General features: G+C 65.7%; 24 protein-coding genes. 8 read left to right on the top strand and 16 right to left on the bottom strand.

The window, feature by feature from the left end:
- Both ABTX24_RS17305 and folP read right to left on the bottom strand, forming a co-directional pair.
- Positions 1 to 791 (bottom strand): molybdopterin-dependent oxidoreductase (locus tag ABTX24_RS17305; protein ID WP_350841238.1); only part of this gene is annotated, 791 nt, incomplete at its 3' end.
- A gap of 27 nt (positions 792 to 818) precedes the next feature.
- Entirely contained in the window at positions 819 to 1,715 is an 897-nt protein-coding gene (gene folP / locus ABTX24_RS17310; protein ID WP_350841240.1) for a dihydropteroate synthase, read from the bottom strand.
- Positions 1,716 to 2,156: 441 nt separating this feature from the next.
- On the opposite strand from folP, the gene ABTX24_RS17315 reads away from it, so the two are divergent.
- Both ABTX24_RS17315 and ABTX24_RS17320 read left to right on the top strand, forming a co-directional pair.
- On the top strand, positions 2,157 to 3,056 hold the full coding sequence (locus ABTX24_RS17315) for a hypothetical protein (RefSeq protein WP_350841242.1): 900 nt from the start codon (positions 2,157 to 2,159) through the stop codon (positions 3,054 to 3,056).
- A 74-nt stretch (positions 3,057 to 3,130) separates the two neighbouring features.
- On the top strand, positions 3,131 to 4,591 hold the full coding sequence (locus ABTX24_RS17320) for an aldehyde dehydrogenase family protein (RefSeq protein WP_350841244.1): 1,461 nt from the start codon (positions 3,131 to 3,133) through the stop codon (positions 4,589 to 4,591).
- A 131-nt stretch (positions 4,592 to 4,722) separates the two neighbouring features.
- On the opposite strand, the gene ABTX24_RS17325 is transcribed toward ABTX24_RS17320, so the two are convergent.
- The 7 genes from ABTX24_RS17325 to ABTX24_RS17355 all read right to left on the bottom strand — a co-directional run bounded on the left by ABTX24_RS17325 (position 4,723) and on the right by ABTX24_RS17355 (position 12,597).
- Complete coding sequence (locus ABTX24_RS17325; protein ID WP_350841245.1) at positions 4,723 to 5,721, bottom strand: helix-turn-helix domain-containing protein; 999 nt, start codon at positions 5,719 to 5,721, stop codon at positions 4,723 to 4,725.
- 107 nt (positions 5,722 to 5,828) lie between these two features.
- The gene (locus ABTX24_RS17330) at positions 5,829 to 6,404 is read right to left on the bottom strand and encodes a VOC family protein (protein ID WP_350841247.1); all 576 of its coding nucleotides are present in this window, start codon (positions 6,402 to 6,404) and stop codon (positions 5,829 to 5,831) included.
- A complete protein-coding gene (locus ABTX24_RS17335; protein WP_350841249.1) occupies positions 6,401 to 7,186 on the bottom strand; it encodes an SDR family NAD(P)-dependent oxidoreductase in 786 nt (261 codons plus the stop codon). Before ABTX24_RS17335 ends, ABTX24_RS17330 begins: the two co-directional genes overlap by 4 nt.
- A 47-nt stretch (positions 7,187 to 7,233) precedes the next feature.
- Positions 7,234 to 8,871, bottom strand: a complete 1,638-nt coding sequence (locus ABTX24_RS17340; protein WP_350841251.1) for a flavin-containing monooxygenase — start codon at positions 8,869 to 8,871, stop codon at positions 7,234 to 7,236.
- Between the two features lie 217 nt (positions 8,872 to 9,088).
- Positions 9,089 to 9,757: a response regulator gene (locus ABTX24_RS17345; protein ID WP_350841253.1), complete on the bottom strand. Its 669-nt coding sequence runs from the start codon at positions 9,755 to 9,757 to the stop codon at positions 9,089 to 9,091.
- Positions 9,754 to 11,271, bottom strand: coding sequence for a sensor histidine kinase (locus ABTX24_RS17350; RefSeq protein ID WP_350841255.1), 1,518 nt, complete (start codon positions 11,269 to 11,271; stop codon positions 9,754 to 9,756). Before ABTX24_RS17350 ends, ABTX24_RS17345 begins: the two co-directional genes overlap by 4 nt.
- Before the next feature lie 45 nt (positions 11,272 to 11,316).
- On the bottom strand, positions 11,317 to 12,597 hold the full coding sequence (locus ABTX24_RS17355) for a hypothetical protein (RefSeq protein WP_350841257.1): 1,281 nt from the start codon (positions 12,595 to 12,597) through the stop codon (positions 11,317 to 11,319).
- 341 nt (positions 12,598 to 12,938) lie between these two features.
- Here ABTX24_RS17355 and ABTX24_RS17360 point away from each other — a divergent pair, with 341 nt between their 5' ends.
- Genes ABTX24_RS17360 through ABTX24_RS17375 form a run of 4 tightly spaced genes read left to right on the top strand, consistent with a single transcriptional unit; the run spans position 12,939 to position 15,368 of the window.
- Positions 12,939 to 13,637: a PIG-L deacetylase family protein gene (locus ABTX24_RS17360; protein WP_350841259.1), complete on the top strand. Its 699-nt coding sequence runs from the start codon at positions 12,939 to 12,941 to the stop codon at positions 13,635 to 13,637.
- Positions 13,634 to 14,350 carry a 4-carboxy-4-hydroxy-2-oxoadipate aldolase/oxaloacetate decarboxylase gene (locus tag ABTX24_RS17365; RefSeq protein WP_350841261.1) on the top strand — a complete coding sequence of 239 codons (717 nt, stop codon included), beginning with the start codon at positions 13,634 to 13,636 and terminating at the stop codon, positions 14,348 to 14,350. Before ABTX24_RS17360 ends, ABTX24_RS17365 begins: the two co-directional genes overlap by 4 nt.
- The gene (locus ABTX24_RS17370; RefSeq protein WP_350841263.1) at positions 14,347 to 15,054 is read left to right on the top strand and encodes an alpha/beta fold hydrolase; all 708 of its coding nucleotides are present in this window, start codon (positions 14,347 to 14,349) and stop codon (positions 15,052 to 15,054) included. Before ABTX24_RS17365 ends, ABTX24_RS17370 begins: the two co-directional genes overlap by 4 nt.
- Positions 15,051 to 15,368, top strand: coding sequence for a muconolactone Delta-isomerase family protein (locus ABTX24_RS17375; RefSeq protein WP_350841265.1), 318 nt, complete (start codon positions 15,051 to 15,053; stop codon positions 15,366 to 15,368). The genes ABTX24_RS17370 and ABTX24_RS17375 overlap by 4 nt, the downstream gene beginning before the upstream one ends.
- A gap of 59 nt (positions 15,369 to 15,427) precedes the next feature.
- Here the strand turns inward: ABTX24_RS17375 and ABTX24_RS17380 are convergent, their stop codons facing one another.
- The 5 genes from ABTX24_RS17380 to ABTX24_RS17400 all read right to left on the bottom strand — a co-directional run bounded on the left by ABTX24_RS17380 (position 15,428) and on the right by ABTX24_RS17400 (position 19,180).
- Positions 15,428 to 16,066, bottom strand: a complete 639-nt coding sequence (locus tag ABTX24_RS17380; protein WP_350841267.1) for a cyclodeaminase/cyclohydrolase family protein — start codon at positions 16,064 to 16,066, stop codon at positions 15,428 to 15,430.
- Entirely contained in the window at positions 16,063 to 16,935 is an 873-nt protein-coding gene (purU, locus tag ABTX24_RS17385) for a formyltetrahydrofolate deformylase (RefSeq protein ID WP_350841269.1), read from the bottom strand. Before purU ends, ABTX24_RS17380 begins: the two co-directional genes overlap by 4 nt.
- Positions 16,932 to 17,915 carry a bifunctional 5,10-methylenetetrahydrofolate dehydrogenase/5,10-methenyltetrahydrofolate cyclohydrolase gene (locus ABTX24_RS17390; RefSeq protein ID WP_350841271.1) on the bottom strand — a complete coding sequence of 328 codons (984 nt, stop codon included), beginning with the start codon at positions 17,913 to 17,915 and terminating at the stop codon, positions 16,932 to 16,934. The genes purU and ABTX24_RS17390 overlap by 4 nt, the downstream gene beginning before the upstream one ends.
- A 70-nt stretch (positions 17,916 to 17,985) precedes the next feature.
- Positions 17,986 to 18,831, bottom strand: a complete 846-nt coding sequence (locus tag ABTX24_RS17395; RefSeq protein WP_350841273.1) for a class III extradiol dioxygenase subunit beta — start codon at positions 18,829 to 18,831, stop codon at positions 17,986 to 17,988.
- Positions 18,824 to 19,180: a hypothetical protein gene (locus ABTX24_RS17400; RefSeq protein ID WP_350841274.1), complete on the bottom strand. Its 357-nt coding sequence runs from the start codon at positions 19,178 to 19,180 to the stop codon at positions 18,824 to 18,826. The genes ABTX24_RS17395 and ABTX24_RS17400 overlap by 8 nt, the downstream gene beginning before the upstream one ends.
- A gap of 385 nt (positions 19,181 to 19,565) precedes the next feature.
- Here ABTX24_RS17400 and ABTX24_RS17405 point away from each other — a divergent pair, with 385 nt between their 5' ends.
- Positions 19,566 to 20,825 carry an MFS transporter gene (locus tag ABTX24_RS17405; protein WP_350841276.1) on the top strand — a complete coding sequence of 420 codons (1,260 nt, stop codon included), beginning with the start codon at positions 19,566 to 19,568 and terminating at the stop codon, positions 20,823 to 20,825.
- 95 nt (positions 20,826 to 20,920) lie between these two features.
- Here ABTX24_RS17405 and ABTX24_RS17410 read toward each other — a convergent pair whose 3' ends face one another.
- Both ABTX24_RS17410 and ABTX24_RS17415 read right to left on the bottom strand, forming a co-directional pair.
- Complete coding sequence (locus ABTX24_RS17410) at positions 20,921 to 21,268, bottom strand: FCD domain-containing protein (protein ID WP_350841447.1); 348 nt, start codon at positions 21,266 to 21,268, stop codon at positions 20,921 to 20,923.
- A gap of 162 nt (positions 21,269 to 21,430) precedes the next feature.
- Positions 21,431 to 21,691 (bottom strand): hypothetical protein, encoded by a 261-nt coding sequence (locus ABTX24_RS17415; RefSeq protein ID WP_350841278.1) that lies wholly within the window; start codon positions 21,689 to 21,691, stop codon positions 21,431 to 21,433.
- A gap of 1,237 nt (positions 21,692 to 22,928) precedes the next feature.
- Between ABTX24_RS17415 and ABTX24_RS17420 the strand changes: the two genes are divergently transcribed.
- Complete coding sequence (locus ABTX24_RS17420; RefSeq protein ID WP_350841280.1) at positions 22,929 to 24,290, top strand: ApeA N-terminal domain 1-containing protein; 1,362 nt, start codon at positions 22,929 to 22,931, stop codon at positions 24,288 to 24,290.
- The last annotated feature ends 120 nt before the right edge of the window (positions 24,291 to 24,410 follow it).

Genomic DNA, 24,410 nt, shown 5'->3' on the forward strand with positions numbered 1-24,410 from the left:
GGGTTCTTGAACCGCCGCAACCCAGCCTCGGGCAGCGGGTTGACCGCGATCACCGTGCCACCGTTGCGCTTGGTCTGCTCCAACGCCGACAACATTCGTGGATGGTTCGTGCCCGGGTTCTGGCCCACCACGAATACCAGGTCCGACTCGTGGATGTCCTCCAGCGAGACACTGCCCTTGCCGATCCCCAGGGTTTCCCCCAACCCCGAACCGGACGACTCATGACACATGTTCGAACAGTCCGGAAGATTGTTCGTGCCGAACGACCGCGCGAAGAGCTGCAGCAGAAACGCCGCCTCGTTGCTCAACCGGCCCGAGGTGTAGAACATCGCCTCATTCGGCGAGGCCAACCCACGCAGCTCACCCGCGATCAGCTCGAACGTCTCGTTCCACCCGATCGGCTCATAGTGCGTGCCACCCGGTCTCTTCACCATCGGCTCGGTCAACCGACCCTGCTGGTTCAACCACCGATCCGAACGACCATCCAGCTCGGCCACCGGGTGCTCGGCGAAGAACTCGCGGGTCACCCGCCGCGTCGTCGCCTCGTCCGCGATGTGCTTCGCACCGTTCTCGCAGTACTCGTTGCGATGCCGATGCCCCGGATCCGGCCACGCACAACCCGGACAGTCGATCCCGTCGGCCTGGTTGAGGTTCAACAACGTCAACGCCGTACGCCGCGGCCCCGCCTCGGCCAGCGCATACTCCAGGGCGTGTACCACCGCCGGCACGCCGGCGGCGTAGTCCTTCGGCGCGGAGAGCTTCAGAGCCTCAACCCCGTCGTCCTTTGTCATCTGACCTTCCATCTCCTGGCAATCAGGTCAACGTGTGTGGCTGATCCGGGAGTACGACGCGACCCCGGCCGGTGCCCGATCCGAGATCCCGCGTACTGCCTCCCAGACCGCGAGTGCGTCACGCGTGGCCGAGACGTCGTGGACCCGTATCATCCGAGCGCCGTTCTCTGCCGCCACCAGGCCGGCAGCCAATGAAGCCGGCAGGCGCTCGTCGACAGGCCTGCCGGTGATCTCGCCGAGCATCGACTTGCGCGAGATTCCCGCCATCACCGGAAACCCGAGAGCAGCTAGGCGCCGGAGCCCCGAGATCAGCGCAAGGTTGTGCTGGAGTGTCTTCCCGAAGCCGAATCCGGGGTCCACGACGATCGAGCTCAGCTCGACGCCCGCACGCACGCAGACGGCCGCACGATCCGCGAGATAGTTCGCAACATCGGCGACGACATCGTTGTAGGCGGGCGCGAGCTGCATCGTCCCCGGCTCGCCGCTCATGTGGGATACACAGACGGTCACCCCGCGGGAGGCGACCGCCTCGAGCACGCCCGGCTCGCGGAGTCCGCGTACGTCATTGACCATGACGGCGCCGGCGTCGACAGCCGCGTTCATGACGGCCGGGCGGGAGGTGTCAACCGACACAGCACAACCGGTCCGTTCCACCACCTCGGCCACGACCGGCAGCACGCGGTCGAGCTCTTCGTGCTCGTTGGGTCTCCGGGAACCGGGTCGCGTCGACTCCCCTCCGATGTCGATCACGTCGGCGCCTTCCTCGACCAGCCGTAGCGCATGCTCCACAGCAGCCGAGCGGGCGAAGAAGCGACCTCCGTCCGAGAACGAGTCCGGCGTGACGTTGACGACACCGCAGACCAGAGGCATGCCGGAGTCCTGCAGGCGCGCCGCCAGGTCACCAGCGGTCGTGGTGCTTCTCATGCGGTCTCCTCATGGGTGATGTCAGCGGACGCATTCACGCGCGCAAAGGAACGTGGCGCGTACGTCGCGACCGTGCGCGGTGAGATTCGACTCGGCGTGCCACTGGCGCCGTCGATGTGAAGCCGTTGACGGACTCCCGTTACCTGGTGCTTCGTCCGCTCCAGTGAAGCACCCGACGAGCGGCGATGGCAGTGGCATCGTGCCGATGCCGACCGAGACGAATGACGCATCCCCGGTCGCTGGTCGCCGGTTCGGCCCGCCGGATCGGTGCCGATGCGTCATATGACTCATTGCAGACTGGTCAACGGGACGTTATGACGGAGGTCACAGCCTTCTACCGTTCCTCATAAGCATCAAAGACGATCGGTGCGCCGCGACGTTCCACCCTGTCCGGGGAGTTGCAGGCCGCAGATCCGATATCCAAGGTTAGGGGAAGTGCGCATGACCAAGCAGCGTGGGTACAAGTGGATCTCTGCGGAGATCGAGCGGTTGGACCCGACTGTCGACTACGAGGCCATCTGGAAGCTCTCGACCTGCTACTGGGTGAACGACTTCATGATGAGTTTCCTCTACACGACCGGGTTCACGCAGTTCACGTTGCCCCCGACCGGGCCGGCGGCATTCGAAGCGACCAACAAGATCTTCGCCCGCACGGACAAGCGGGAGCAGGACACGAGCGATCATCTGTGGACCTGGTTCGAGCGCGGGCCCTCCAGCCCTGAGATGCAGAAGTCGGTCGAGATCGTCAACAAGATCCATGAGGGAATCTGGAAGAAGAATCCTGGCCTCTTCTCCGACGTCGGTGACTTCATCTTCACCATGTGCGTCCTCGGCGCTGACATGCACAGGCTCCGCTTGCGTGTAGGAATGAGCGGCTTCACCGAGAAGCAGCAGATCGCAGCACACCGGTACTGGTACGAAGTCTCCAAGCTGTTCCGCAGCGAGGTCGGGCCCGTCTCCCAGGAGTTCCCGGAGAACTTCGAGGGCATGCTCGAGTTCATGGCCGAGTTCGAATCAAGGGACTGGCCGCAGACCGACACGGGCCATCGGGCCGCCATGCTCCTCATCGACAAGTTCGCCCAGAACTGGTTCCCGAAGGGCTTCCGCGGGGTAGGCAGGAGCCTCATCATGGCCCTTGTCAGCGAACCGAGCCATCGTGTCCACCGGATCCCGCACACCAACAAACTGGTCACCAAGGTGTTCGAGCTCGTTCTGCTCGCTGCCTTCGTCGCCAAGGAGAAGGTCCTCCCTGATCCACGCATCTCCACGCCCGAACGTCACCGCCTCGCCGCCGCCAAGCTCGGCCAAGTGGAGCGTGCCCAGCGGAAGTTCGCGGTCTGAGTCGAGATCCGTTTCAAACGAAAAGTACGTCGATCAGGACTCGGCGATCGGCACGAGAGAAGGTTGGCATTCCCATGACCACGAGCACTTCATCTGACACCCAGACGCGTGTCGGGCTGTTCATCGATGGATCCAGTGTCGAAACCGATCACTGGTCACCCGTCCGCGATCCCTCGGCACCGGATGCGATCGTCGGTCATTTCTCCGACGCATCCCAGGATCAGTCCCGCGCGGCGGTGGCAGCGGCGGACGCTGCCTTCTCCGGCTGGGCCAGCACACCGGCCAAGGAGAGAGCGGCCCTCGTGCTCGACGCGCTGGCCGGGATCGAAGGCCACGAGGGTCACCTCGCTGAGATCCTGGTTCGCGAGAACGGAAAGATCCAGCCCGAAGCGGCGATCGACGTGGCAGTGTTCCAGTCTCGTTTCCGGGCTGCCTGCGAGCTGGCCGCTGAGGTCCGTGAGCCAGAACGGTTCTCATCGCCCCCGTTCCGCACCGAGGTTCACCGCCTTCCAGTCGGGGTCGTGAGCATCATCGTGCCGTTCAACTGGCCCCTGGCGATTCTTGCCGCGAGCCTGCCCTATGCACTTGTCGCGGGCAACACCGTGGTGGTGAAGCCGCCGCCCACGACGCCGCTCGCCGTGACCCGAGCCCTGGAGATCATCGGCTCACGGCTTCCCAAGGGCGTGATCAACGTGATCAGCGGTGCGAACCCTGACGTCGAGCCGTTGATCACCGACCCGAGGGTCCAGCACGTCGTCTTCACCGGGAGCACCGCCGCCGGCACTCGCATCATGGCCCTGGCTGCTCAGTCGCTGACGAAGGTGACGCTGGAGCTCGGCGGCAACGACCCCGCCATCGTTCTCGAGGACACGGATCTCAGCGACGCGTTGGTCTCCGACCTGGTGGGAGCGTGCTTCCTCACCTCTGGTCAGGTGTGCATGAGCGTCAAGCGCATCTACGTCGCGCGGAGCCGCTTCACCGAGCTCACCGACGCCATGGGCCAGGTCCTCGAGGGCTATGCGGTCGGCAACGGCTTCGAACCCGTCAACATGGGGCCGCTGAACACGGCCGCACAACGCGACTACGTACGCCGCCTGCTGGACGAGGCTCGAGCGTCGGGGGCCGAAGTGCGTGAGTTCGGCACGTTCACGGAGCAGGCCGCGCAGAGTATTGGCCACTTCCTCCTCCCTTCGCTCGTCCTCGATCCCTCGCCCTCTCTGGAGGTCGTCACCGGGGAGCAGTTCGGCCCGACCGTTCCGATCCTGCCTTTCGAGGACCTCGATGGTCTGGTCGACCAGCTGAACAACGAGTGGTCCGGGCTCTGCTCGTCGGTCTGGACTGCCGACGAGGAGCGCGGTGGCGAGATCGCCCGCCGAATGCGAACCGGAACCACGTGGGTCAACCAGGCCAACGCCGGCGCGTGCGACGATCGTGCGCCCTTCGGCGGGTTCCGTCAGAGCGGAATCGGCCGAGAGATGGGAACCGACGGCTTCATGGACTTCACCGAGCCGCACACGGTGACCTTCCGCGCTTAGTCTCTCCCCCAAATGGTGGTGTTCCGTTGCTCGTCGGCGGACACCACCATCTGGCGCGTCTGGGCGATGTAGGGCGCATGTGTTGGGAGATCAGCTGGACGCGAGCAGGTGACGAAAACCCGCCACGTCCCTCAGCGCACTGGGGAGAACGGTCCGTCAGGTTCGCGCGGCTGCACGGGGTGAAGCGCGTCGCGATACCCACGGGGGCTGATGGCGTACCGCTCGCGGAACAGGCGGCTGAAGTGAGAGGCCCGCGGAAGACCCACAGCGGCGCCTACGGCCTCGATCGACCGGGCGCCGTCACCCCGGGTGCCATCGAGCAATCGGCGCGCACGATCGAGGCGAGCCTCCCGCAACCAGCGCGACGGTGTGCTGCCACTCTCCTGGAACACTGCGTACAGGTAGCGCTCGGAGACGGGGATTGCCGCAGCCACGTCAGCAGGTCGGAGATCCGCGTCGTGGAGGTGAGCTTCGATGAACCGTTGCGCCTGCTCGAGGATCCTGGCCGCCGGAGCCCGTGTTGGGTCCCCGGGTAGGCACTCGAGGAGAGCATTAGCAGCTAGTTCAACGGCGCTGCGCGCCGTGGAACCCGCCAGAGCATCGTTCCGGTCGCTACCCAGCCGGTCCAGAGCGAGCAGCGCCGACGAAGCGACGGCGGACAGACCCGCCTGCCCTCGGACGGTGACCGCGGTCAGGTCGTCCGGGATACCCACGCCGGGGGTGAGGACTGTCGGCGGCACCTGGACCATGATCTGGTCTCCGGGTGTGAAGAACTCGCACACATAAGGCCGGCTGGTGTCGATGAAGGCGAAGTCCCCCGGTTCTGTGAGGGCTGCCGTACGTCCCTCCTGGGTGAGGGCCGAACGGCCGCGGAGCAGCACGGAGATCTGCATGGTCTCACTCGGCGACAATCGAGCAAGCCGAGCCGAGCGGCTCACACGTGCTGGATCCGCATGAACCGAGTCGACGGTCAGCCCGCCGAACCCGATCCGAGTCATCCTGCTGTCGTATCCGGCTTGCGGCGGTGCCGGCATCGTGCTGTCCACGGCGAAGAAGTTGTTGATGATAGTGGTGCGCCAGAAGTCCTGCTGCTCCCGGACAGGAACGTCGCGGGTGGAGATGGTGAACACAGATTGCACCTCCCTGTACGAGGGTCACCCGCGACGCTATTCCCGTTTGATCTTGCTGGATAGCGTCATCCTGCCGTGTCACCTCACGACGGATGACGTAGTCACTGTCAACCGACGGGTCGGATGGGATCAGTCCCGTCCCATCCGATGCTCGCCTTCCAGAATCCGGTGAAGAGCTCGTCCATTGCTGGCGATGCCGGGATCAGCTCGATGAAGCCGGGGGCCTCCGCTCCACCGTCGAGGTACACCACCTGTCTCCCGGTCGGTACGTCTGCTCGGTACGCGATCTGGAATCCGCGGGTCCGGTAGGAAGCGATGTCCGCCTCGACGTCCTCGCTCGCGATCCCGTGGTGGTGGAAACCGTGGCCCCTTCGCTCGATCGTCTCCCGGTAGACCGAGGGAGCGTTGTCGTTGGGCTGGATGAGCTCGATCTGCAGGCTGCCCGTGAACGCCATCGCGATAGAAACATCGGCGCTCGACGGGCCGCCCCGGTAGCTCGCCTCACCCTCGCCCGGAAAGTGGTCGAAGAGGAACCACGGACCAGTTCGCAGCTCGCCAGCCCATCGCTCGATGGCAGCGTGGAGGTCAGGAACGACGAACGCGCTCTGGATGATCCGGCCCGGGAGGCCGCCGAACCCGAACCTGGAGTCGGTGGCGGCACCACTCGCGTCTACCGTGCTCATCGCCCGTTGGCCATGACTGCGAGCCCGCCACCGTCGACCGGGAAGCCGGCGCCGGTGACATAGGACGAGGCGTCGGAGGCGAGGAATGCCACCATCTCGGCGACGTCCTCGGGTCGCCCGTTGCGGCCCAGGGGCGCCGATTGGGCCACGACCTCGAGTCCGGTCTCGACGTCTCCCGCGATGAGGGTGACGAGGTTGCGCAGCATTCGAGTCTCGATCATGCCTGGAAGCACGGCGTTGACACGTACGCCGGCGGACCCCAGCTCCGCGGTGGCGGCGCGGGTCATGCCCAGCACGGCAGCCTTGGCCGCGTTGTAGCTGATGGCTCCTGCCAGCCCCCGGGCGCTGGCGACCGAGCCCGTGTTGATGACGGAGCCGCTGCCTTGGGCGATCATGACCGGCAAGACGTGCTTGAGACCGAGGAAGACCCCACGCAGGTTGACCGCGATGACCTTGTCGAAGTCCTCAACCGGGTAGTCGACCAGGTCCGCGACGGGACCCTCGATGCCGGCATTGTTGAACAGGACGTCGATACGCCCGTCGAACAGCTCCTTGGCGTAGCCGACGTACTCCTGCACCGCCTGCTCGTCGGAGACGTCGGCGTTGGTCGTGTGCACCGTCCCACCGGCGGAGGCGATCGCCTCCGCCGTCTCTTTGAGACCGGCCTCGTCGCGATCGACGAGCAGGACGGCCGCACCGCGGGAAGCCATGAGAGTTGCAGTCGCGCGCCCGATTCCGGCCGCGCCACCGGTGATGATGGCGCGCTTGTCAGTGAGTTCCATGGGTCACTCCTTCATGAGTGGTGAGTTATGAGCTGTGGGAGGAACGGTCAGGACAGGGCGAAACCCGCATAGTCGGCGTCCGCAACCTCGGCGCAGCGGCGTCGGTATTCGGGGAATCCGCCGGCGTACGGCATGAACACCCGCGGCTTCCCCGGCACGTTCGCCCCGAGGTACCACGAGTCGGCCGAGGTCAAGACGGTCATCCCGGCGATCTCGGTGACGTGCTCGGTCCAGGCTCGCGCAGCCTCGGCCGTTGCCTGAACCTCAGTCAGGTCGTGGGCGCGCAGGTGTTCTGCGAGTGCTCCGATCCATTCGACGTTCTCCTCGGTGCAGCGAACGACATTGCTGAGCACCGATGGGCTGCCGGGGCCTGCGACAGTCAGCAGGTTGGGGAACCCGGGGACGGCGAGGCCGAGGTAGGTGGTCGGGCCGACGGACCATGCCTCGGCCAGCCGCTGATCCCCGGAGCCCCGGAGGTCGATGGACAGCAGCGGCCCGGTCAGCGCGTCGAACCCGGTGGCGAAGATCAGTGCATCGAGTTCGATCTCCCGATCGCCTACCCGGACACCGGAGGGAGTGACCTCGGTGAGCGGCTCCTCACCCAGGTCGACGAGCTCGACGTTCGGACGGTTGAACGTCGGGTAGTAGTCGGTCTCGACCACGAGCCGTTTAGCTCCTACCGGAAACCCCTGCGGGGTGAGGCGCTTGGCGGTCGCCGGGTCGTGCACGGTCTCGGCGATCTTCCCGCGCAGGAACTCTGCAAGGGTCTCGTTGGCGGCTGGATCGGCGAGCAGATCGGGGTAGGAGGCGAGGATGGAAGCGCCGCCCTTCTGCCAGCAAGCCTCGTAGGCAGCCGTGCGTTCGGCCGGATCGGCGGTGGCTGCCGACTCGCCTGCGAGGGGGAAGTGCACCCCTAGGAACGCGTCGAGTGCCCGGTCGCGGTAGTCGCGGTAGGTCGACTTCACTGCGTCCTGCTCGCCAGCGGTGAGAGGTCGGTTGTGCGCCGGCACGACGAACCCGGCGGTCCGCTGGAGCACGTGCAGCTTTTCTGCCTGGGCGGCTATCTTCGGAATCACCTGGGCGCCTGAGGAGCCGGTGCCGACGACGGCGACTCTCTTGCCGCTGAGATCAACTCCGCCGGCCGGCCACGCCGAGGTCTGCAGTCGCAGGCCGGCGAAGGTGTCGATGCCCGGCACATCCGGCAGCCGCGGTGCGGACAGGGCGCCGGTTGCCATCACCACGAGCCGCGCGGTGACCTCGGTGGACTCACCGGCTCCGCCGACGGCAGCAGCGTTCACGGTCCACGTGTGGGTCTCCGAGTCATAGGTCGCCGACGTCACGCGAGTCGACAGCGTGATGTCGTCGCGGAGTCCGAAGCGATCGGCGACGTGGTTCAGGTAGCGCAGGATCTCGGGCTGGGATGGATAGCGCTCGGACCAGCTCCATTCCTGCTGCAGGTCCTCATCGAACCCGTAGCTGTAGTCGAAGCTCTCGAAGTCACATCGTGCGCCCGGGTAGCGGTTCCAGTACCACGTACCGCCTACCTCGGCGCCCGCCTCGAACAGGTGGGCTCGGAATCCTGCACTGCGCAGCCGGCGCAGCATGTGCAGCCCTGCGAAGCCCCCTCCGACGACGATGGCGTCGTAGTCGAGGGCGCGATCCGAGCTTGTGGACAGACGTGGCATGGCAACTCCTTCTGATGCGTGGTCGTGTCCTCCGAACGCTAGGCACCTCGCGGACGGATGTGTTGTCCGTCACAGCACTGCTCTGTCACGACGCTGCACGGTGCGTGTCTGTCAGCGGGCGCGGCACCGAGATGTCGTCACAAAAGCGGCCGCGACCCCGTTGCTCGGGGTCGCGGCCGGTCTACGGGCCTGGGGCCAGGCTGATCTGCCTCGGTTCCTACTCGGGGTTCGCTTCGACGAGCCCCTCACGTACGGCGACCAAGGCGGCCTGGGTACGAGTGCTGAGGTCCAGCTTGGTCAGGATCTTGCTGACATGCGTACGTGCGGTCCGTTCGCTGATCGAGAGCCGCTCGGCGATCGCGTGGTTGGACAGCCCTCGGCCGACCAGGACGAGCACGTCTCGCTCGCGCGGGCTGAGCGCGCCCACACCATGTCCCGGACCTCGTAACCGCTTGGTGAGGCTGCCTGCGACGGCGGCGTCGATGAACACCTCGTCGCGTTGCGTCGCGCGGATCGCCGCCTCGACCTCGCTGGACGCGGCGTCCTTGAGCACATATCCGGACGCGCCGTTTGCGAGCGCTGCCTGCACGCGCTCGACCTCGGAGAAGCTGGTCAGGATCACCGTGCGAACGGTCGGATGGCGCTCGGCGATGAGCGCGACGGTTTCCGCGCCGTCGAGCCGTGGCATCTGCAGGTCCATGAGAACGACGTCCGGGAGGACGCGCTGCGCGTCCATCACAGCCAGCCGATCGAGCGCGTCGCGCCCATCAGAGGCTTCGCCGACGAAGGTGATGCCGTCGGCGAACTCGAGGAAGCTGGCAATCCCGCGTCGGACCACCTCGTGGTCATCGACAACGAACACCGAGATCGTCTCCTGGTCGGTCATGTCCTGTCCTTTCGCTCAAGGCGGTTCGCAGGCAGCCGTAACACAGCGCGGACCTGGGTTCCCGTACCTACTTGTGTGTCGATCTCCACCGTCCCGCTCCAACGCCGGGCCCGGTCACGCATGGAGGTGAGGCCGAAGCCCCCGTTGCCGGAGCGGCGGGCCGCCAGGCCTCGGCCGTCGTCAGCGACCTCGATGCGGAGCACGCCTGAGTCGACGATGATCTCCGCTCGGACACAGGTCGGTTGCGCGTGCTTGACAGCGTTGTGGAGAGCCTCGGCGACGATCTGATAGACGTCCTCGGCCTGGTCGGCGCCATCGAGGGAGCTGTCGGCCTTCGGGTCGATCACCAGGTCCACCGCGACCCCATCACGCCGTCCGATCCCTTGGGCGAGCCGATCGAGGGCGACACTGAGCCCGAGCTCGGCAGCGACGGAAGGTTGCATGGCCAAGACGATGCCGCGCAGGTCGCGCTTCACGTTGTCGACCAGATCCGCCATCTCGTCGGCGATGGACAGCACCCGTTCGCCCTGCGGCCGCGGAAGTCCTCGTCCGATGCCCGAGAGTGCCCGCGCCTGCATGCCGAGCGAGAAGACGTGCTGGACGACCGAGTCATGAAGGTCGCGGGCGAGGCGGGCGCGTTCCTCGCGGCGAGCGGTGAAGCGCTGGTTGGCGATCAAGGTCGCGTAGTCCACCGCGAGAGCAGCCTGTTCGGCCATCGATTCCAGGAAGCCCAACATGGCCGGCGTTGCTTGGTGCCCGGTGGCGACGTAGACGTTGAGCACACCGAGAGCCTTGCCCCGAGACAGTAGAGGCGTGCTGATGAAGTCGTCCCACTGGATCTGGGCGACGTACTCGTGCAGCGGTTCCCAGGAAGGGTTGGCGAGCATCTGCTCACGCCGCCTCGGGAGCACGAACTGGCGGCGTTCGTTCAGGCAACGCTCGGTGATGAGGTCCGCGCCACGTTGCTTCGACGCCATCAGCAGGTCGAAGAAGCTGGACACCTCTGCGAAGCCCGCAGACCCCATGAGCTGGAGCTCCTCCCCGTCCGGCGCCACGACGACGACCTGTGTTCCGGCCACCCCCGGTGACCGCTGAACCTCACCGGCCATCGCGTTCAACACTGCCTCGAGAGAGCTGTCCGAGGCGGTGCCCGCTGCAGTGCGGGCGAGCGCCGCAACACGCCGGTGCTGGTGCCGTTCCTCGGTGACGTCACGGAACTCTATGAGCAGGCTGGAGTCGGGCGCGAGATCGTCGCGGCGCCTCGCCGAGTAGGCGAGCTCGATCGGCTCGCCGACCCGGACGTCCCACGTTGCGTGGCGCTCGGTGTCTCCGTCGACATCCTCCTCCGGAGGCAGCACGAAAGGGGTTCGGACGTCGACCAGGTCCTGACGAGCGCTACGCAGGATCCGCTCACCGCTGCGGTTGATCCATCGGATCCGCCCATCGGGCCGCAGAATGGCCACGCCGGTGCCAAGGGCGTCCAGGACCTCCACCCATGGCTGACTGATCGTCATCGGACCTCCTGCGTTGGTCGCGGTCTCCGCCAAGTATCCCCTGCGTCAGGCGCTGTGCAGGTCCGACCGCCTGCGGTCGGTCTTGTACGGAGCCGGCGCCACCGTCGCCCGGATCTCCTTCTGCGGACCATCGGGGTTGCCCCAATGCACGGTGAGGGCCGTCCCGATGTCGCTGTGTGCCACGTCGAGCGTGCACAGAGAAAGCATCTCGCGGAAGAAGTAGCTGTATCCGCGTGAGGTCGACACCCCGACGAGCTCGCCGTCGCGGGTGACCCGGTCCGCCCACATGAATCCTCGCTGGTCGCGCGGCATGTCCATGAAGGGGTAGTTATCGCCCTGGCGAAACAGCGACGCCTGGACGTCGAGCACGTCGTCGGCGTTCCACATCAACGTGCGAATCACCCGCCGCGGGTTCGCCTTCTCCTCCTCGAGCGCTTCGCGGCCCAGGAAGTCGTGGTCGAACTTGATGTTGCGGCCCCACCCGAGCTCGACAGGACTGCGGTAGTACTCGGAGATCTCCTTGCCATCGTATGAGCCCGCGATGTGAGCGGGCTGCGCGAAGGCCGGCATCGACTCGGAGAAGAGCTTCAGGTAGTCCTTGGTCTCCGGCTCGAAGATCGCCGGCAGGTAGTCGGTGGCGATCGTCGGGAAGCACGCTTCCAGGTGGTTGATCGGTGCGGTACGTCCGCCGAGCTTGCGGATCCCGAAATCGCGGCCGGCTTCGACGATCGCCTCGTAGACCTCCGCCTTGTGGGCAATGGGTCCCTGGATCTCGAAGCCGATCTCGCCCGCCATCCCCTGACGCAGGGCGTAGATCTCGTGGCCCGCGACGGTGATCGTGTTGATCCGCATGAACCCGGTGTCCCGCAACCCGCGTCCGGCGACCTTCTCCAGGACGTGGATGGACTGCGGTCCCGACACCTGGAGGATGAACCAGTCGTCCTGCTCCACCTTGACGTCATAGTCGGTCGACTCAAGGTGGTGCGCCGCCCAGAATCCACCGCGGCCGTGGATGACGTACTCCTCGCTCCCCAGCCGGGTGAGGACGCCCTCGTGGATCACCTTCCCGTCCCGGTTGGTGTGGATCGCATGCTTCGACTGTCCGATGTCGAACTTGGCGAAGCTGTTGACGGTGATCTCGCTCAGCATGGGCAGTACGTCCGGGCCCGTGAAGCGGTGTTGCCACAGGAACGACCAGTCGCCGATGTAGCAGGTCTCCTTCCACGACATGCTTTCATCGAGCCAGTCCGTGTACTCCGGCTGACCGAACCGGCTCCAGGCATAGCCCTCGGGAGCCTTCCGCATGTTGGTGACTGAGTAGTTCATGGCGTCCTCGCTGTGATCTCGGCAGTTACTTGGCCCTGTCAGCGACATTAGGGCGGCGCGAGCGGCGCGGGGACAACCGGATGACCTCGATCCCAAGCCCATCCGGGCAACCCGCCGTGCGACAAATGACGTACGCCGCGCAGCTCCCATTTCGCGACGCGACGGATGACGTAGCCGAGGGAGGACGTAGCGACGTGGAGGACTGGTCATTCGCAACTTACCGTCCGCATCGCGCCCGCCTAGCGTCGACAAGGACTGGGCCATTGCGGCCGAGCGAACGATGACAAGACGACCAGAGAGGTTCGACGAAGATGGCGACAGACGGACAATCGTCAGTGCTGGTGATCAGTGCCCATTCCGGCGACTTCGTGTGGCGGGCAGGCGGAGCGCTCGCCCTGTATGCGGAACGTGGCTACGACGTGCAGATCGTGTGTCTGAGCTACGGCGAGCGCGGCGAGTCCCAAGGACTGTGGCGGCAGGAAGGGATGACGCTGGAGGCGGCCAAGGACGCCCGGCGTGCCGAGGCTGAGGCCGCGGCCGCCGCACTCGGCGCCTCGATCTCATTCCTCGACCTGGGCGACTACCCGCTGCGTGTGGACGACGCCGGGCTCAACCGCATCGTCGAGGCGATGCGTGCGGTTCAGCCTGAGGTGCTACTCACCCATGTTTCCTCCGATCCCTACAACCGGGACCACAATGCCGCGCACGAGGCGACGCTGCTGGCGCGCCAGGTGGCCCAGGCCGCCGGGCACGACCCTGCCACCAGCCCGATCGGGGCACCTCAGGTGCTGCAGTTCGAGCCCCACCAGCCCGAGCAGTGCGGCTTCGTTCCGAATCTGCTCCTGGACATCACCTCGGTCTTCGACAAGAAGCGGAAGGCCATGGAGTGCATGGGCGCCCAGTCCCACCTGCTGTCGTACTACACCGACCTCGGCCTGCGTCGTGGCGTGCAAGCCGTCCGTAACGGCGGCGCGAAGTCCATCGTGCAGGCCGAGGCCTACCAGCGGGTGTTCCCCATCGTCGGGGAGGTCCTGCAGTGACCGAGCACGTGATCGTACGCACCAGCCGCGGCCCTTCTGATGATGTGGTGACCGCGCTCGAGAAGAGTGGGGTGGCAACGGCACACGAGGCCCACGGCCGCCGTGGGCTTCTCGAGCCGGAGCTCCGCCCCATCTATCCGGGCGCGCGGATCGCCGGACGGGCCGTCACGGTGCTGTCGCACCCTGGCGACAACCTGATGATCCACGCCTCCATCGAGCAGTGTCGAGAGGGCGACGTACTCGTCGTTGCGACGACATCTCGCTCGACCGACGGTATGTTCGGCGACCTCTTCGCGACCCAGCTGCTGCACCGCGGGGTTCGTGGTCTGGTCACCGATGCAGGGGTTCGCGACATCGCCGACCTCCAGGCGATGGGATTCCCGGTCTGGGCACGGGCGATCCACGCGCAGGGCACGGCCAAGGCCGTTCCCGGGTCGGTGAACGTACCTGTCGTGGTGGCCGGGCAGCTCGTCAGTCCCGGCGACATCATCGTCGCCGACGACGACGGGGTGCTGTGCATCCCGCTGGCAGCGGGTGAGCAGGTTGTCGAGGCCGCCGCTCAGCGTGAGGCCAACGAGTCAGCCAAGCGGCGGCGGTTCCGTGAAGGCGAGCTCGGGCTCGACATCTACGAGATGCGTCCACTCCTCGAGCGGCTCGGCGTGCGCTACGTCGACGCCGACCAGATCAACCGAGACTCGGAGGCGATCCGATGACCACATTCGTCCTGGTACACGGTGCCTGGCACGGCGGGTGGGCATGGCAGCGAGTGGCCCCGGCGCTCCGTGCGGCCGGCCATGAGGTGCTCTCCCCCACCCTGACCGGTCTGTCTGACCGTGCCCACCTCCTCACGCCTCAGGTTGGCCTGTCCACCCACGTCCAGGACGTAGTGGCGTTGCTCGAGGGCCATGACTGCAGCGACGTCGTACTCGTCGGCCACAGCTACGCCGGTCAAGTCATCACCGGTGTGGCGGATCGGGTTCCGGAGCGGCTCCACAAGCGGATCTACCTCGACGCGTTCGTTGGCGACGACGGCGAAGCCGCCATCGACCTGCTTCCTCCCACCATCGCTCACCACTACCGCGAGTCGGTGGAGGGGCCAGGTTTCGGCTGGCTGGTCCCCGTGCGGTCGCTGGCCAAGCTCGGGGTGACCAAGGAGGACGACCTGGCTTGGCTGAGCCCGCGACTCACGCCGCACCCTTGGCTGACCTACACCGAGCCACTGAAGCTGACCGGCCAGGTCGATGAGGTCCCCGCCGCGTACATCGAGTGTGTGGACTGGATGCGGGTGTTCACGCCGCACGCGGCGAAGGCCGCCGCACGCGGATGGGCCACTCACGAGATCTCCACCGGCCACGAAGCCATGGTCACCGCTCCCGCTGACCTAGCCGCAATGCTGCTCGAGATCAGCGCGGCGTGACCGCTCACAAAGGCAACCTGAACCGAAAGGACGGCACATTGGAATTTCTGGTCCGCACTGAGAATCTGCTTCCGAACGACACCCCGGACGACGTCCGCGACCAACTGAAGAAGGGTGAGCGGGAACGGGCGATGGAGCTGAGGGAGGCCGGCGTGCTCAAGCGACTGTGGCGAGTGCCCGGTCGGAACGCGACCATCGGCCTTTATGAGGCGGCTGATCCAGCCGCGCTGCACGACGCTCTGGTGTCTCTTCCGATGTGGAAGTGGATGGACATCACCGTCGAGGCTCTGGCTACGCATCCGCAGGAGAAGTAGTCCAGGAGAAATCACGAAGGTGCGAGGCGGGCTCAGCCCGCCCCGCACCTTCGCTCGTTTCAGGCGATCGAGCCGCGTACTGCCTGCTCGACAGCGGCCGAGCGGGCCGCGAGCTGGTCGACCAGCTCAACGATGCCGAGGAGCTCGTCTCGAACCTGTTCGTCGCGGATTCCCGGAAGGTTGATCTCGACGTTGAGCCGTGCTGTCGTTGCGGCGGCGCGTGCTGCTTCGGCCGCAGCGGCCACGTCGGTCACCAGGTTCGGGTTCGCGATCGGGAGCAGCGCCTCGGCCAGCGTCATCACATCCTTCGCTACCAGGACGACCTGTGCCGGCGGCCGCGCGGCCGCCGTCAGGGCTCGTGCCACGGCGTCAGATCGCTGCTCCTTGGCCTCTGCTGTGTCCTTCGGAAGTCCGTAGGCCTCCGTCACGGCGGTGAACGCCGCTGCGTCCTCCGCCATCAGACGCAGCGCCTGGTCGCGCGCAGCGTCACAGCGATCGACCGTGTCGGAGATGACCTCGGTGTGCTGCACAAATCTCGGTCCGGTCGTATAGCGGGCAGCCATCGCGAGGAGAGCCGCGGCCTGTGCCGCGTGCAAGGCTGCGGTGGCACCGCCGCCCGGGGCGGGCACCCGGGCGGCGAGCTGTTCGAGAAAGCCATCGACGGTCAGTTCGGGCAGCGGCCCGCGTTCGATGCTCATGGGAAGACGACTGTCCTGTTCCCCGCGACCGCAACCCGGTTCTCGCTGTGCCATCGCACCGCACGGGCAAGTGCGCGGCTCTCGGCCTCGCGACCGCGGGCAGCCAGCTCGTCGGGCGCGAGCGAGTGGTCGACGCGGATCAGCTCCTGCTCGATGATCGGACCCTCGTCCAGGTCCGCCGTCACGTAGTGTGCGGTCGCCCCGATGAACTTCACTCCTCGGGCATGGGCCTGGTGGTACGGCTTAGCACCCTTGAAGCTCGGAAGCATCGAGTGATGGATGTTGATGGCTTTGCCATCGAGCTGCTTGCACAGATCGTCGGAGAGGATCTGCATGTAGCGCGCCAGCACCACCAGATCGACATCGTTCTCACGGACCAGGTCCAGTAGCGCCGCCTCGGCCTGCGGCTTGGTCTCCTTCGTGACCGGGATGTGCCGGAAGGGGACTCCGAAGCTGTCGGCGATCCGGCCCAGGTCGGGGTGGTTGGAGACCACGGCGACGACATCGAGGTTCAGCTCTCCGATGGAGTTGCGGAACAGCAGGTCATTGAGGCAGTGCGCGAACTTGCTCACCATGATGACGACGCGCAGCCGCTCGCTCGCGTCTGCAAGGTGCCAGGTCATGGCGAGGCGCTCCCCCACCGCGTGCATCCGGCTGTGTAGCCGCTCGAAGTCGAGAGGCGACTCATCGATGCGCTTGAACTCCACACGCATGAAGAACGTGTCGTTCATCGCGTCTCCGAACTGCTGGCTCTGCACGATGGTGCACTCCTCCTGCAGCAGGAGCTCGGAGACAGCGTTCACGATTCCCAGCGTGTCAGGACAAGACAGGAGCAGGACGCCGCGACGGGCATCGGTAGGGACGGTCATGACGCCTCCTGGAGGGAGATGTGTGCGGGGCTAGCGGTCAAGGTGCTCGGATCGGTCAGGGAGGCGGTAGCCTCGTCAGGCGTCATTCCGGAGAGCAGGCGCGCAGCCAGGATGGTGTTGCGTACGAGCCACACGTCGGTGACCGGACCGACGCCGCCGGGGACCGGCGTGATCGCCCGTGCTCGAGGAGCAACGGATGCGTAGTCGACGTCGCCGACCATGTGGACCTGACCGTCCTCGCCGGTCTGCGCGTTGATGCCCACGTCGATGACGACGGCGTTGTCGCTGACATGCTCCGCCTTGATGAGCCCGGCCTTGCCCGCGGCGACGATCAGCACGTCTGCCCAGCGGGTGTGTCGTCCCAGGCCCGTGCTCCTGTCTGCCCACTCATCAACGGACTGGACGCTTGCCTGCCGCTCGTACCCCAGGGAGATCGCCGGCTTGCCCACGTTGTTCGATCGTCCGACCACGACGATCAGCGACCGGTGGTAGAAGTCCGCTCGGTTCTGCCCGGTCGAGTCGAGCCAGGTGTCCAGCAGGTGAAAGACGGATGCGGCGGTCGACGGGACGAACCGGGGCACACCGAGCGCAAGGAGCCCGGCATTCTCCGGATGTACTGCCTCGATGTCCTTACGCGGGTCGAGCGCACGGAAGACCGCCGCCTCGTCGACGTGCGCCGGCAGCGGGCGCAGCACCAGGATCCCCGAGATGGCCGGGTCGCCGTTGAGCTCCCGGACGAGGTCGATGACCTCGGTCTGCGAGGCGTCGGCGGGCAAGACGCACGGCCGGTGCGGGATGTCCAGCTCGGTAGCGAGCCGCGTCAGCCGACGCACGTAAGCCGCCGAGCTGTATTCCTCGCCGACTACGACGGTCGCCAGTCCGATCCCGGTTCCCCCAGCCTTGAGACGCGCGACGTCGAATGCCACGGCCTCCTTCAACGTTCGGGCGGCCGCTCGGCCGTCGATGATCTCTGCACTCACTTCTTCTCAGCACTCCTCGTATCGCGTCCGGCCGGGTGCCGGTCGGGTCCTTCAGGTCGTCCGCGTTTCCCTAGGGTCTGTTGTCGAACAGGGCAAGGCCGGCCGCGGTGTTGGATGCCGGCACGTGGTAGGCCGAGTGGACCTTGCGGACTCGCGCATTCAGCGCACCGCGCATGATCAGCCACATGATCAGCTCGATCCCCTCAGATCCGGCTTCGCGGATGTAGTCCTCACGGGTGAGGGCGGCGAGCTTGGCGGGATCGTTCTCGATCGCCTCGAGGAACATGTGGTCGAACGTCGGGTTGATGAAGCCGGCTCGGGCGCCGGCGAGCTGGTGCGACATGCCACCGGTACCGAGGATTCCGACCGTCTTGACTCCGCTGTAGCCGGCAAGCGCCCGACCGATCGCCTGTCCCAACGCGTAACATCGCGCGGCTGTCGGCTGGGGATAACGAATGACGTTGACCATGATCGGGATCACCGGGCAGGGCCAGGCGTCACCAGGATCGGGCTTCCACACGGAGAGCGGCACGGTGAAGCCGTGGTCGACCTCCAGCTCGGAGAACACGGTGAGGTCGAACCCGTCATCGATCAGGCTCTGCACCAGGTGGAACGAGAGATCGGGATGACCCACCACGTCGGGGACAGGCCGGCGACCGAAGCCCTCATCAGCCACGGTGTACCGCTCTGCCGTGCCGATGGCAAAGGTCGGCACGATGTCGAGGTCGACCCCGTTCGCATGGTCGTTGTATACGAGGATCGCCACGTCGGGGGTGTTCTCCGCCAGCCATTCCTGCGCAGGACCATACCCGTCGAACAGCGGCGCCCAGCTCGGGTCGTCCGCCTTGCCTCTGTCGATCGCGGCCCCGATCGATGGCACATGCGACGTGCCGAGACCCCAGATGACCTCAGACATCGGTACGCCCTCCCGCCTGCATCGCGGCCAGGAACTCGGCTTCCGACATGCCGGTGAACACCCCACCGAGGAACTGCATGGAGAGTCCGTCGATCATCGCGAGCTTGTAGATGTAGAAGATGCTCCCGCCTAGATCGAGCATGGCCTGCCAGTCCCGCGTGAGGACAGCCGTAGTCTGTGCCTCGGAGAGCGCGAATCGAGCGCAGCAGGCTTCCTCGTCGGCGAGGAAGTCGTGCCGGTTGTCGCGGTCGATCAGAGACATGAACAGCTTGTTCATGTTGTGCCCGCGAAGGCTCGTCGGGCCATCGAAGACATAGGTTGCGGGCACGTCGGCTCCGGTTCGTGTCATATCGTCCTCCCTATTCGGCGCAGCGAAGACGCCCACCGGTCGGTTCACGTCGACGCTAGTTGGGCAGAGCCGCCTCGCCATCGCGCGGCCGTCCCGCTGCCAACAGGCCCGTATGACGCTGGTCACCGCGACAAAAGACGTACTGCTCGAGGTGGAGATCCGAGACACCGAGCCGGCGAGAGTCAACTGTCTCGTCCAGACCTGCCGAAGTCGGCCGGTGTTCGCTGTCAACGTCACGAGTCGGCGCGCTCCTGTGGAGCCTACGTTCCGTGATGACCGCCACATCGAGGCGGCAGAGAGACCAGGAGCAACGATGCCGACGACACCTTCCCGAACCGAACCGAGACACCAGAGCTCCCCGCGCCGAGCCGCCTGGGCAAGCTTCGTGGGCACTGCACTCGAGTGGTACGACTACTTCATCTACGGGGCGGCCGCCGCGATCGTCTTCGGGCCGCTCTTCTTCCCGAACTACTCCGCCGTCGCCGGCACACTGGCCGCCTTCGCGACGTACTCGGTGGGCTTCTTCGCCCGCCCGCTCGGCGGCGTCCTGATGGGACACTTCGGAGACCGGATCGGCCGGAAGCCGATGCTGATCCTGTCGATCCTCACGGTCGGCGGCGCGACCTTCTGCGTCGGGTTGCTCCCCACGTACGCCACCATCGGCGTGTGGGCGCCGATCCTGCTCGTCGTTCTCCGCTTCGTCCAGGGACTCGGGGTCGGCGGAGAGTGGAGCGGAGCAGTCCTCATGGCAACAGAGCACGCTCCGGCGCGCCGCAGGAACCTGTACGGCAGCTTCCCCCAGATGGGTGTTCCCGCCGGCGTCATTCTCGCCAACCTGGCCTTCCTCCTCGTCTCACGTAGCGTGAGCCCCGAGGCGTTCGTCGCCTGGGGATGGCGAGTGCCGTTCCTGCTCAGTGCCGTCCTCGTCATCGGTGGTCTCATCATCCGCAGGGCCGTCACCGAATCCCCCGAGTTCGTTGCCGCGAAGAGCGACGGGAAGGCGCAGGCGGCGCCACTGATCGAGGTGCTCAAGACCGCGCGTCCGCAGATCGTGCTCGGGGCCGGCTGCATGATCGGGACCGGCACCTTGGGCTATGTTCTTTCGCTCTACGTTCTCTCGTACACGACAGGGCCACTGGGCTTGGAGCGCAACACGATCTTGACCTTCACACTGATCAGCGCCGCGCTGTGGATGGTCGTCACTCCGTGGGCCTCCAGCCTTGCTGATCGTGTCGGACAGAAGCGCGTGCTGCTGATCGGCGGGGTTGGTCTCGCAGCATCCACAGCGTCGCTGTTCCCGCTCCTCGACACCCGAAGCTACCCGCTGATCCTGGTCGCGATGCTCCTCATCGCCACCTTCGTCGCGGTCACCTATGGTCCGGTCGCCGCACTCCTCACCGATCTCTTCGAGCCACGCGTCCGCTACAGCGGTACGTCGCTGGCCTACCAGATCGGGACGATCCTCGGTGGTGGGCTCGCGCCAACCGTGGCCACCGCCCTGTTCGCGCGCACGGGCGCCTCATACCCCATCGGCATCTACCTCACCGTGCTCACGCTGATCAGCCTGTTGAGCGTCGCCATGGTGTTCCGCCGGGGACTCATCGTTCGAACGCCGAGCCCCGGGCTTGCGGCGAAGCTGTCCTGAGCCTTGTTCCAGAACTCTGGACCGGACGCGGAAGCCGCCAACGTTTAACCAACGCACTATCGCCCGAGACGCGTTGGCCCCAGGCAGAGTGGGACTCAGGCCGTCAGCTCGCGCAGCGCCTTCAACACACTCGCGAGTCTGTTGCGGGCAGCCACCTCGGCAGCCGCCGCATCCCGGCTGGCGACCGCCTCGATCAGCGCAAGGTCGTGACCGAGAGAAACCTGGGGCCAGCCCGGCGAGTAGGTGAGTCGAAGTTGGCGGCGCACGTCAAGTGTCTTCAAGTGCTGAAGCAGCTTTGTCGCTACTCCTTGCGACGCCATGCCTAGTACCGCGGCACGGAGCTGATCGTGGCGGCAAGCGTAATCAGCGATGTCTCCGGTGGCCAGTGCGGCGGATATCTGGTCGCCGAACGCATGGAGCTCAACGGCCTCGGCATCGGTGATCCGCTCGGAGGCTTTGACGGTTCACAGTACCTCGACTGCAGTCCGCAGGTACCCGTGCATCGAAGTACTCGAAGGCCACGCGGTAGTCCGCTCGACCATGGCGCTCCTCTGTCGCCTCCCCGGCGCCGGCGCGCATGCTATGACAACGCGGGTGAACTGACATCAATAATCTTGACCGTAGGCGGGCAGGGTGAAGTTGCCGCGCGTGATCCGACCGACCATCGAGTACGCCGTGGTCAGGCTATTGACAGCATTCTGGTATTGCACGTCCTCAAGAATCCGACCCAGCGCGATACGCACGATGAACTCTTGGAGCAACACGTGCATCGCGTCCGGTGAGTCCACGATCCAGTCGATGACTTCTTGGGCATCCTGTGTCGAGATGCTGGCCTGGATCTTCTGGAGCAGCTCGGCTGTTGTCATGGGCCGCCGCGGCTGGGCATCTGTGTGGGATGACGGCGCGCGAGATGGCTTGGGTGTCCTCCGCCGCGTGTGCGCGCGGTTGCGGCACTGCGGACTGCAATACAGTCGCGGGCGCCCTCGGCCGCCCTTGCGCGGAAACTTCCGCCCGCACTCCACGCAGGTCTTGGTCTTTCGCGTCTGGCTCACGTCCACCAGGTGCACCCCACACCCCGCTCGTGGCGATTTACCTCGATCTGCCAACCGTGTGTAGCGAGTGATGGTGGGGCCAGCGGCTGCATCTAGAACACGACTACCTCGCTGATCGATACGAATGCCGCCATCGGTTCCTAACCGTCCGCCGTGTTTCTGAACCTTGGGCGGTGCTGCCTACGTGACCTGAAGGGTGGAGTCACTACGTCAGCAAAGGCGGACTGACACGTCGCAGCCCCTGGACCCGGACAAGGTCGTTGACGTCCACCGAACGTCTCGGCCTGGACGATCGGCGCTTGCTGTACATGAAGGGCCGGCCGGGCCATCTTGCACAGCTCCGGAGGCCCGCGATCGGCAGCCGACGTTCCGCTCGACTTTCGCGGGAGCATGCGTGTGACCTGCGACGACACAGCTTGCTCCCCCCTCCGTCCCTAGCGAGCGCCGCCTGGGAGGTAAGCATCCAGGTAGGCGCCGCAGTCGATTATCGACCACGTGAACAAGGGCTGCCATGGTCGTCATAGGCGTCGGATGCCACGCCGGCCGCCTCAGCCTGCTCCGCCGAGACAAGCCAGCCCATACGTCGAGTTCTGCCTGAGGTCAGACACTTCGAAGGCGCCGGCGATGCCGTGGGCGTTGATGCGTTTTGGGTGGAGAGCACGGTTCCGGCGACTCACCGGAACCGTAGCCCGGCACTGAAGAGTCCAGAGCCAGGCAGAACAGATGGGCATCAAAGGCATGCTCAACTGCCACGTCCGACCTGCAGCCGCCGACCCACCAACACACAGGTGACAGGCCGGCGACCGGTTCGTGGGAACAGAGCCTATTCGAAGGCATCGACGAGGCCGGCGCTTGTGCGGCAGCCTCGTCGGTTCGCGTCTAGCCGGCCAGACAGATCCGTAGGCAGGATGGCCGGGGAATGCTGCACGAACTGTCACCAGCTCGTGCAGCAATCCCGACGAAGCTATCTCAGCGGCGAATATGACCTGGTGCTGTCATATGCCCGCCGAAACCTGGGGCATCGGGGTTGGGTACGGCCTAGCGTTGCGACATGGAGCCGTTCGAGCACACCGGGGCCTTCTTTGTCCCTGAATCCTCAGACCGCAGCCTCGGTGACTTGAGCGTTTCCGGGACGTCATTCGTCCTGAGGCTCGACGCACCCCTAGAACATGTTGAGTTCCCGGACCAACGTCCCGGACAAGAGCCACCGTCGATGCGCCTCCCTCTCCTGCTCGGTGACCTCCGCGACGAAGGTCAGGTAACGCTGCTGAACCCGTTGGGCACTGGCCAAGACGGGTATCAATCGTGGAGAGCGTCGGTCGCCCTCGTTGGGGAATACGTGGTCGACCCCACCTTCGTACGAACCGGTGTCGAGTTCGACCTGCTCACCGCTTGGGTCGACCCACCGCACATGATCATGTGGGACAAGAAGGACCCATTGGACGGTCAAATCAGCCTCGAGCGGACGGTCCTCGAAACAGGCGACTTCGATGGCATGAAGGTCGAACTGGTATCGACTGTGTCTGGCACAGGAGGGCACCTGGTCGTCGATCTCAGACGGCGCACCTGGCTGATCGTCGACCACGAACCGATGTCTCTCGACCACGTCAATGAGAAGGTCATTCGCCCGCTGAAAGACCTGCTCGTCGTACTCCTAGGGCGCAGCGTGAAGGTCGTGAATCTGACCGTTACCCCTGAGAGCGGAGGCAAGCCACGCCGGGTGAAGTTCCGCGAGGTGGTCGAGAACGAGTACTTGGATTACGACCCGCTGTGGCTGCGTAGCTGGGGAGCCGAAACCCTCATGACGCACAAGGAGCTGCCGATCTCGTTCGAAGAGGTGCTTGCCGGGTGGTTCCGCAGCAGAGTCGACCTCCGGGCCGCGACCGGACTGTTGTGCAGCTCGTTCGACGCGTCGTTCATGTACGCAGACAACTGGTTTGCCTCAACCTTCCAGGCAGCTGAGGACCTCGCGAACACCCTCGTAGCACCGACGACGGAACAGCAGGCCGCTCACAAGGAAAAAGTGGACCGAGCAGTCGCAGCGCTCGACGCGGGGAATCTTCCACCGGCTGACCTGGATTGGGCTACCCAACGCCTACGCAGCGGCAATCAGCCAGGACTGACCGCAAAGGTGGCAGCACTCCTCAGGAATGCAGGGCCGCTCGGTGAGCAGGTTCTTGCGGCCGACCCGAACTTCCCCAGGCGAGTAACGAGTCTTCGAAGCCGCGTAGCTCACCCCTCGACTCTGGATGAAAAGGCGTATGCGCAAATGCACTGGTCCGAACTCGTGCTGCGCTGGATAGTCCGTTCTCGGCTGCTCACCCAAGCCGGTCTCCCGGCTGACGCGGTCGCGGAGGCCGTCGATCGCCGCGGAGCACTCGCTGGGGCACTGGGAAAACTCGGAATGGCCTGACCTCATCAGGTTGGTGGGCCGAGGTTCGGTTGCCCAACCCGATGGCGTCGGAACAGGCGGACCAGGACATCCTGTGTGGCACGGCAGTCGGGGTCACGATCGAAAACGGGTACTCATGCC

This window comes from Nocardioides sp. NPDC127514, assembly GCF_040302125.1.
In the GTDB taxonomy this organism is placed as follows: domain Bacteria; phylum Actinomycetota; class Actinomycetes; order Propionibacteriales; family Nocardioidaceae; genus Nocardioides.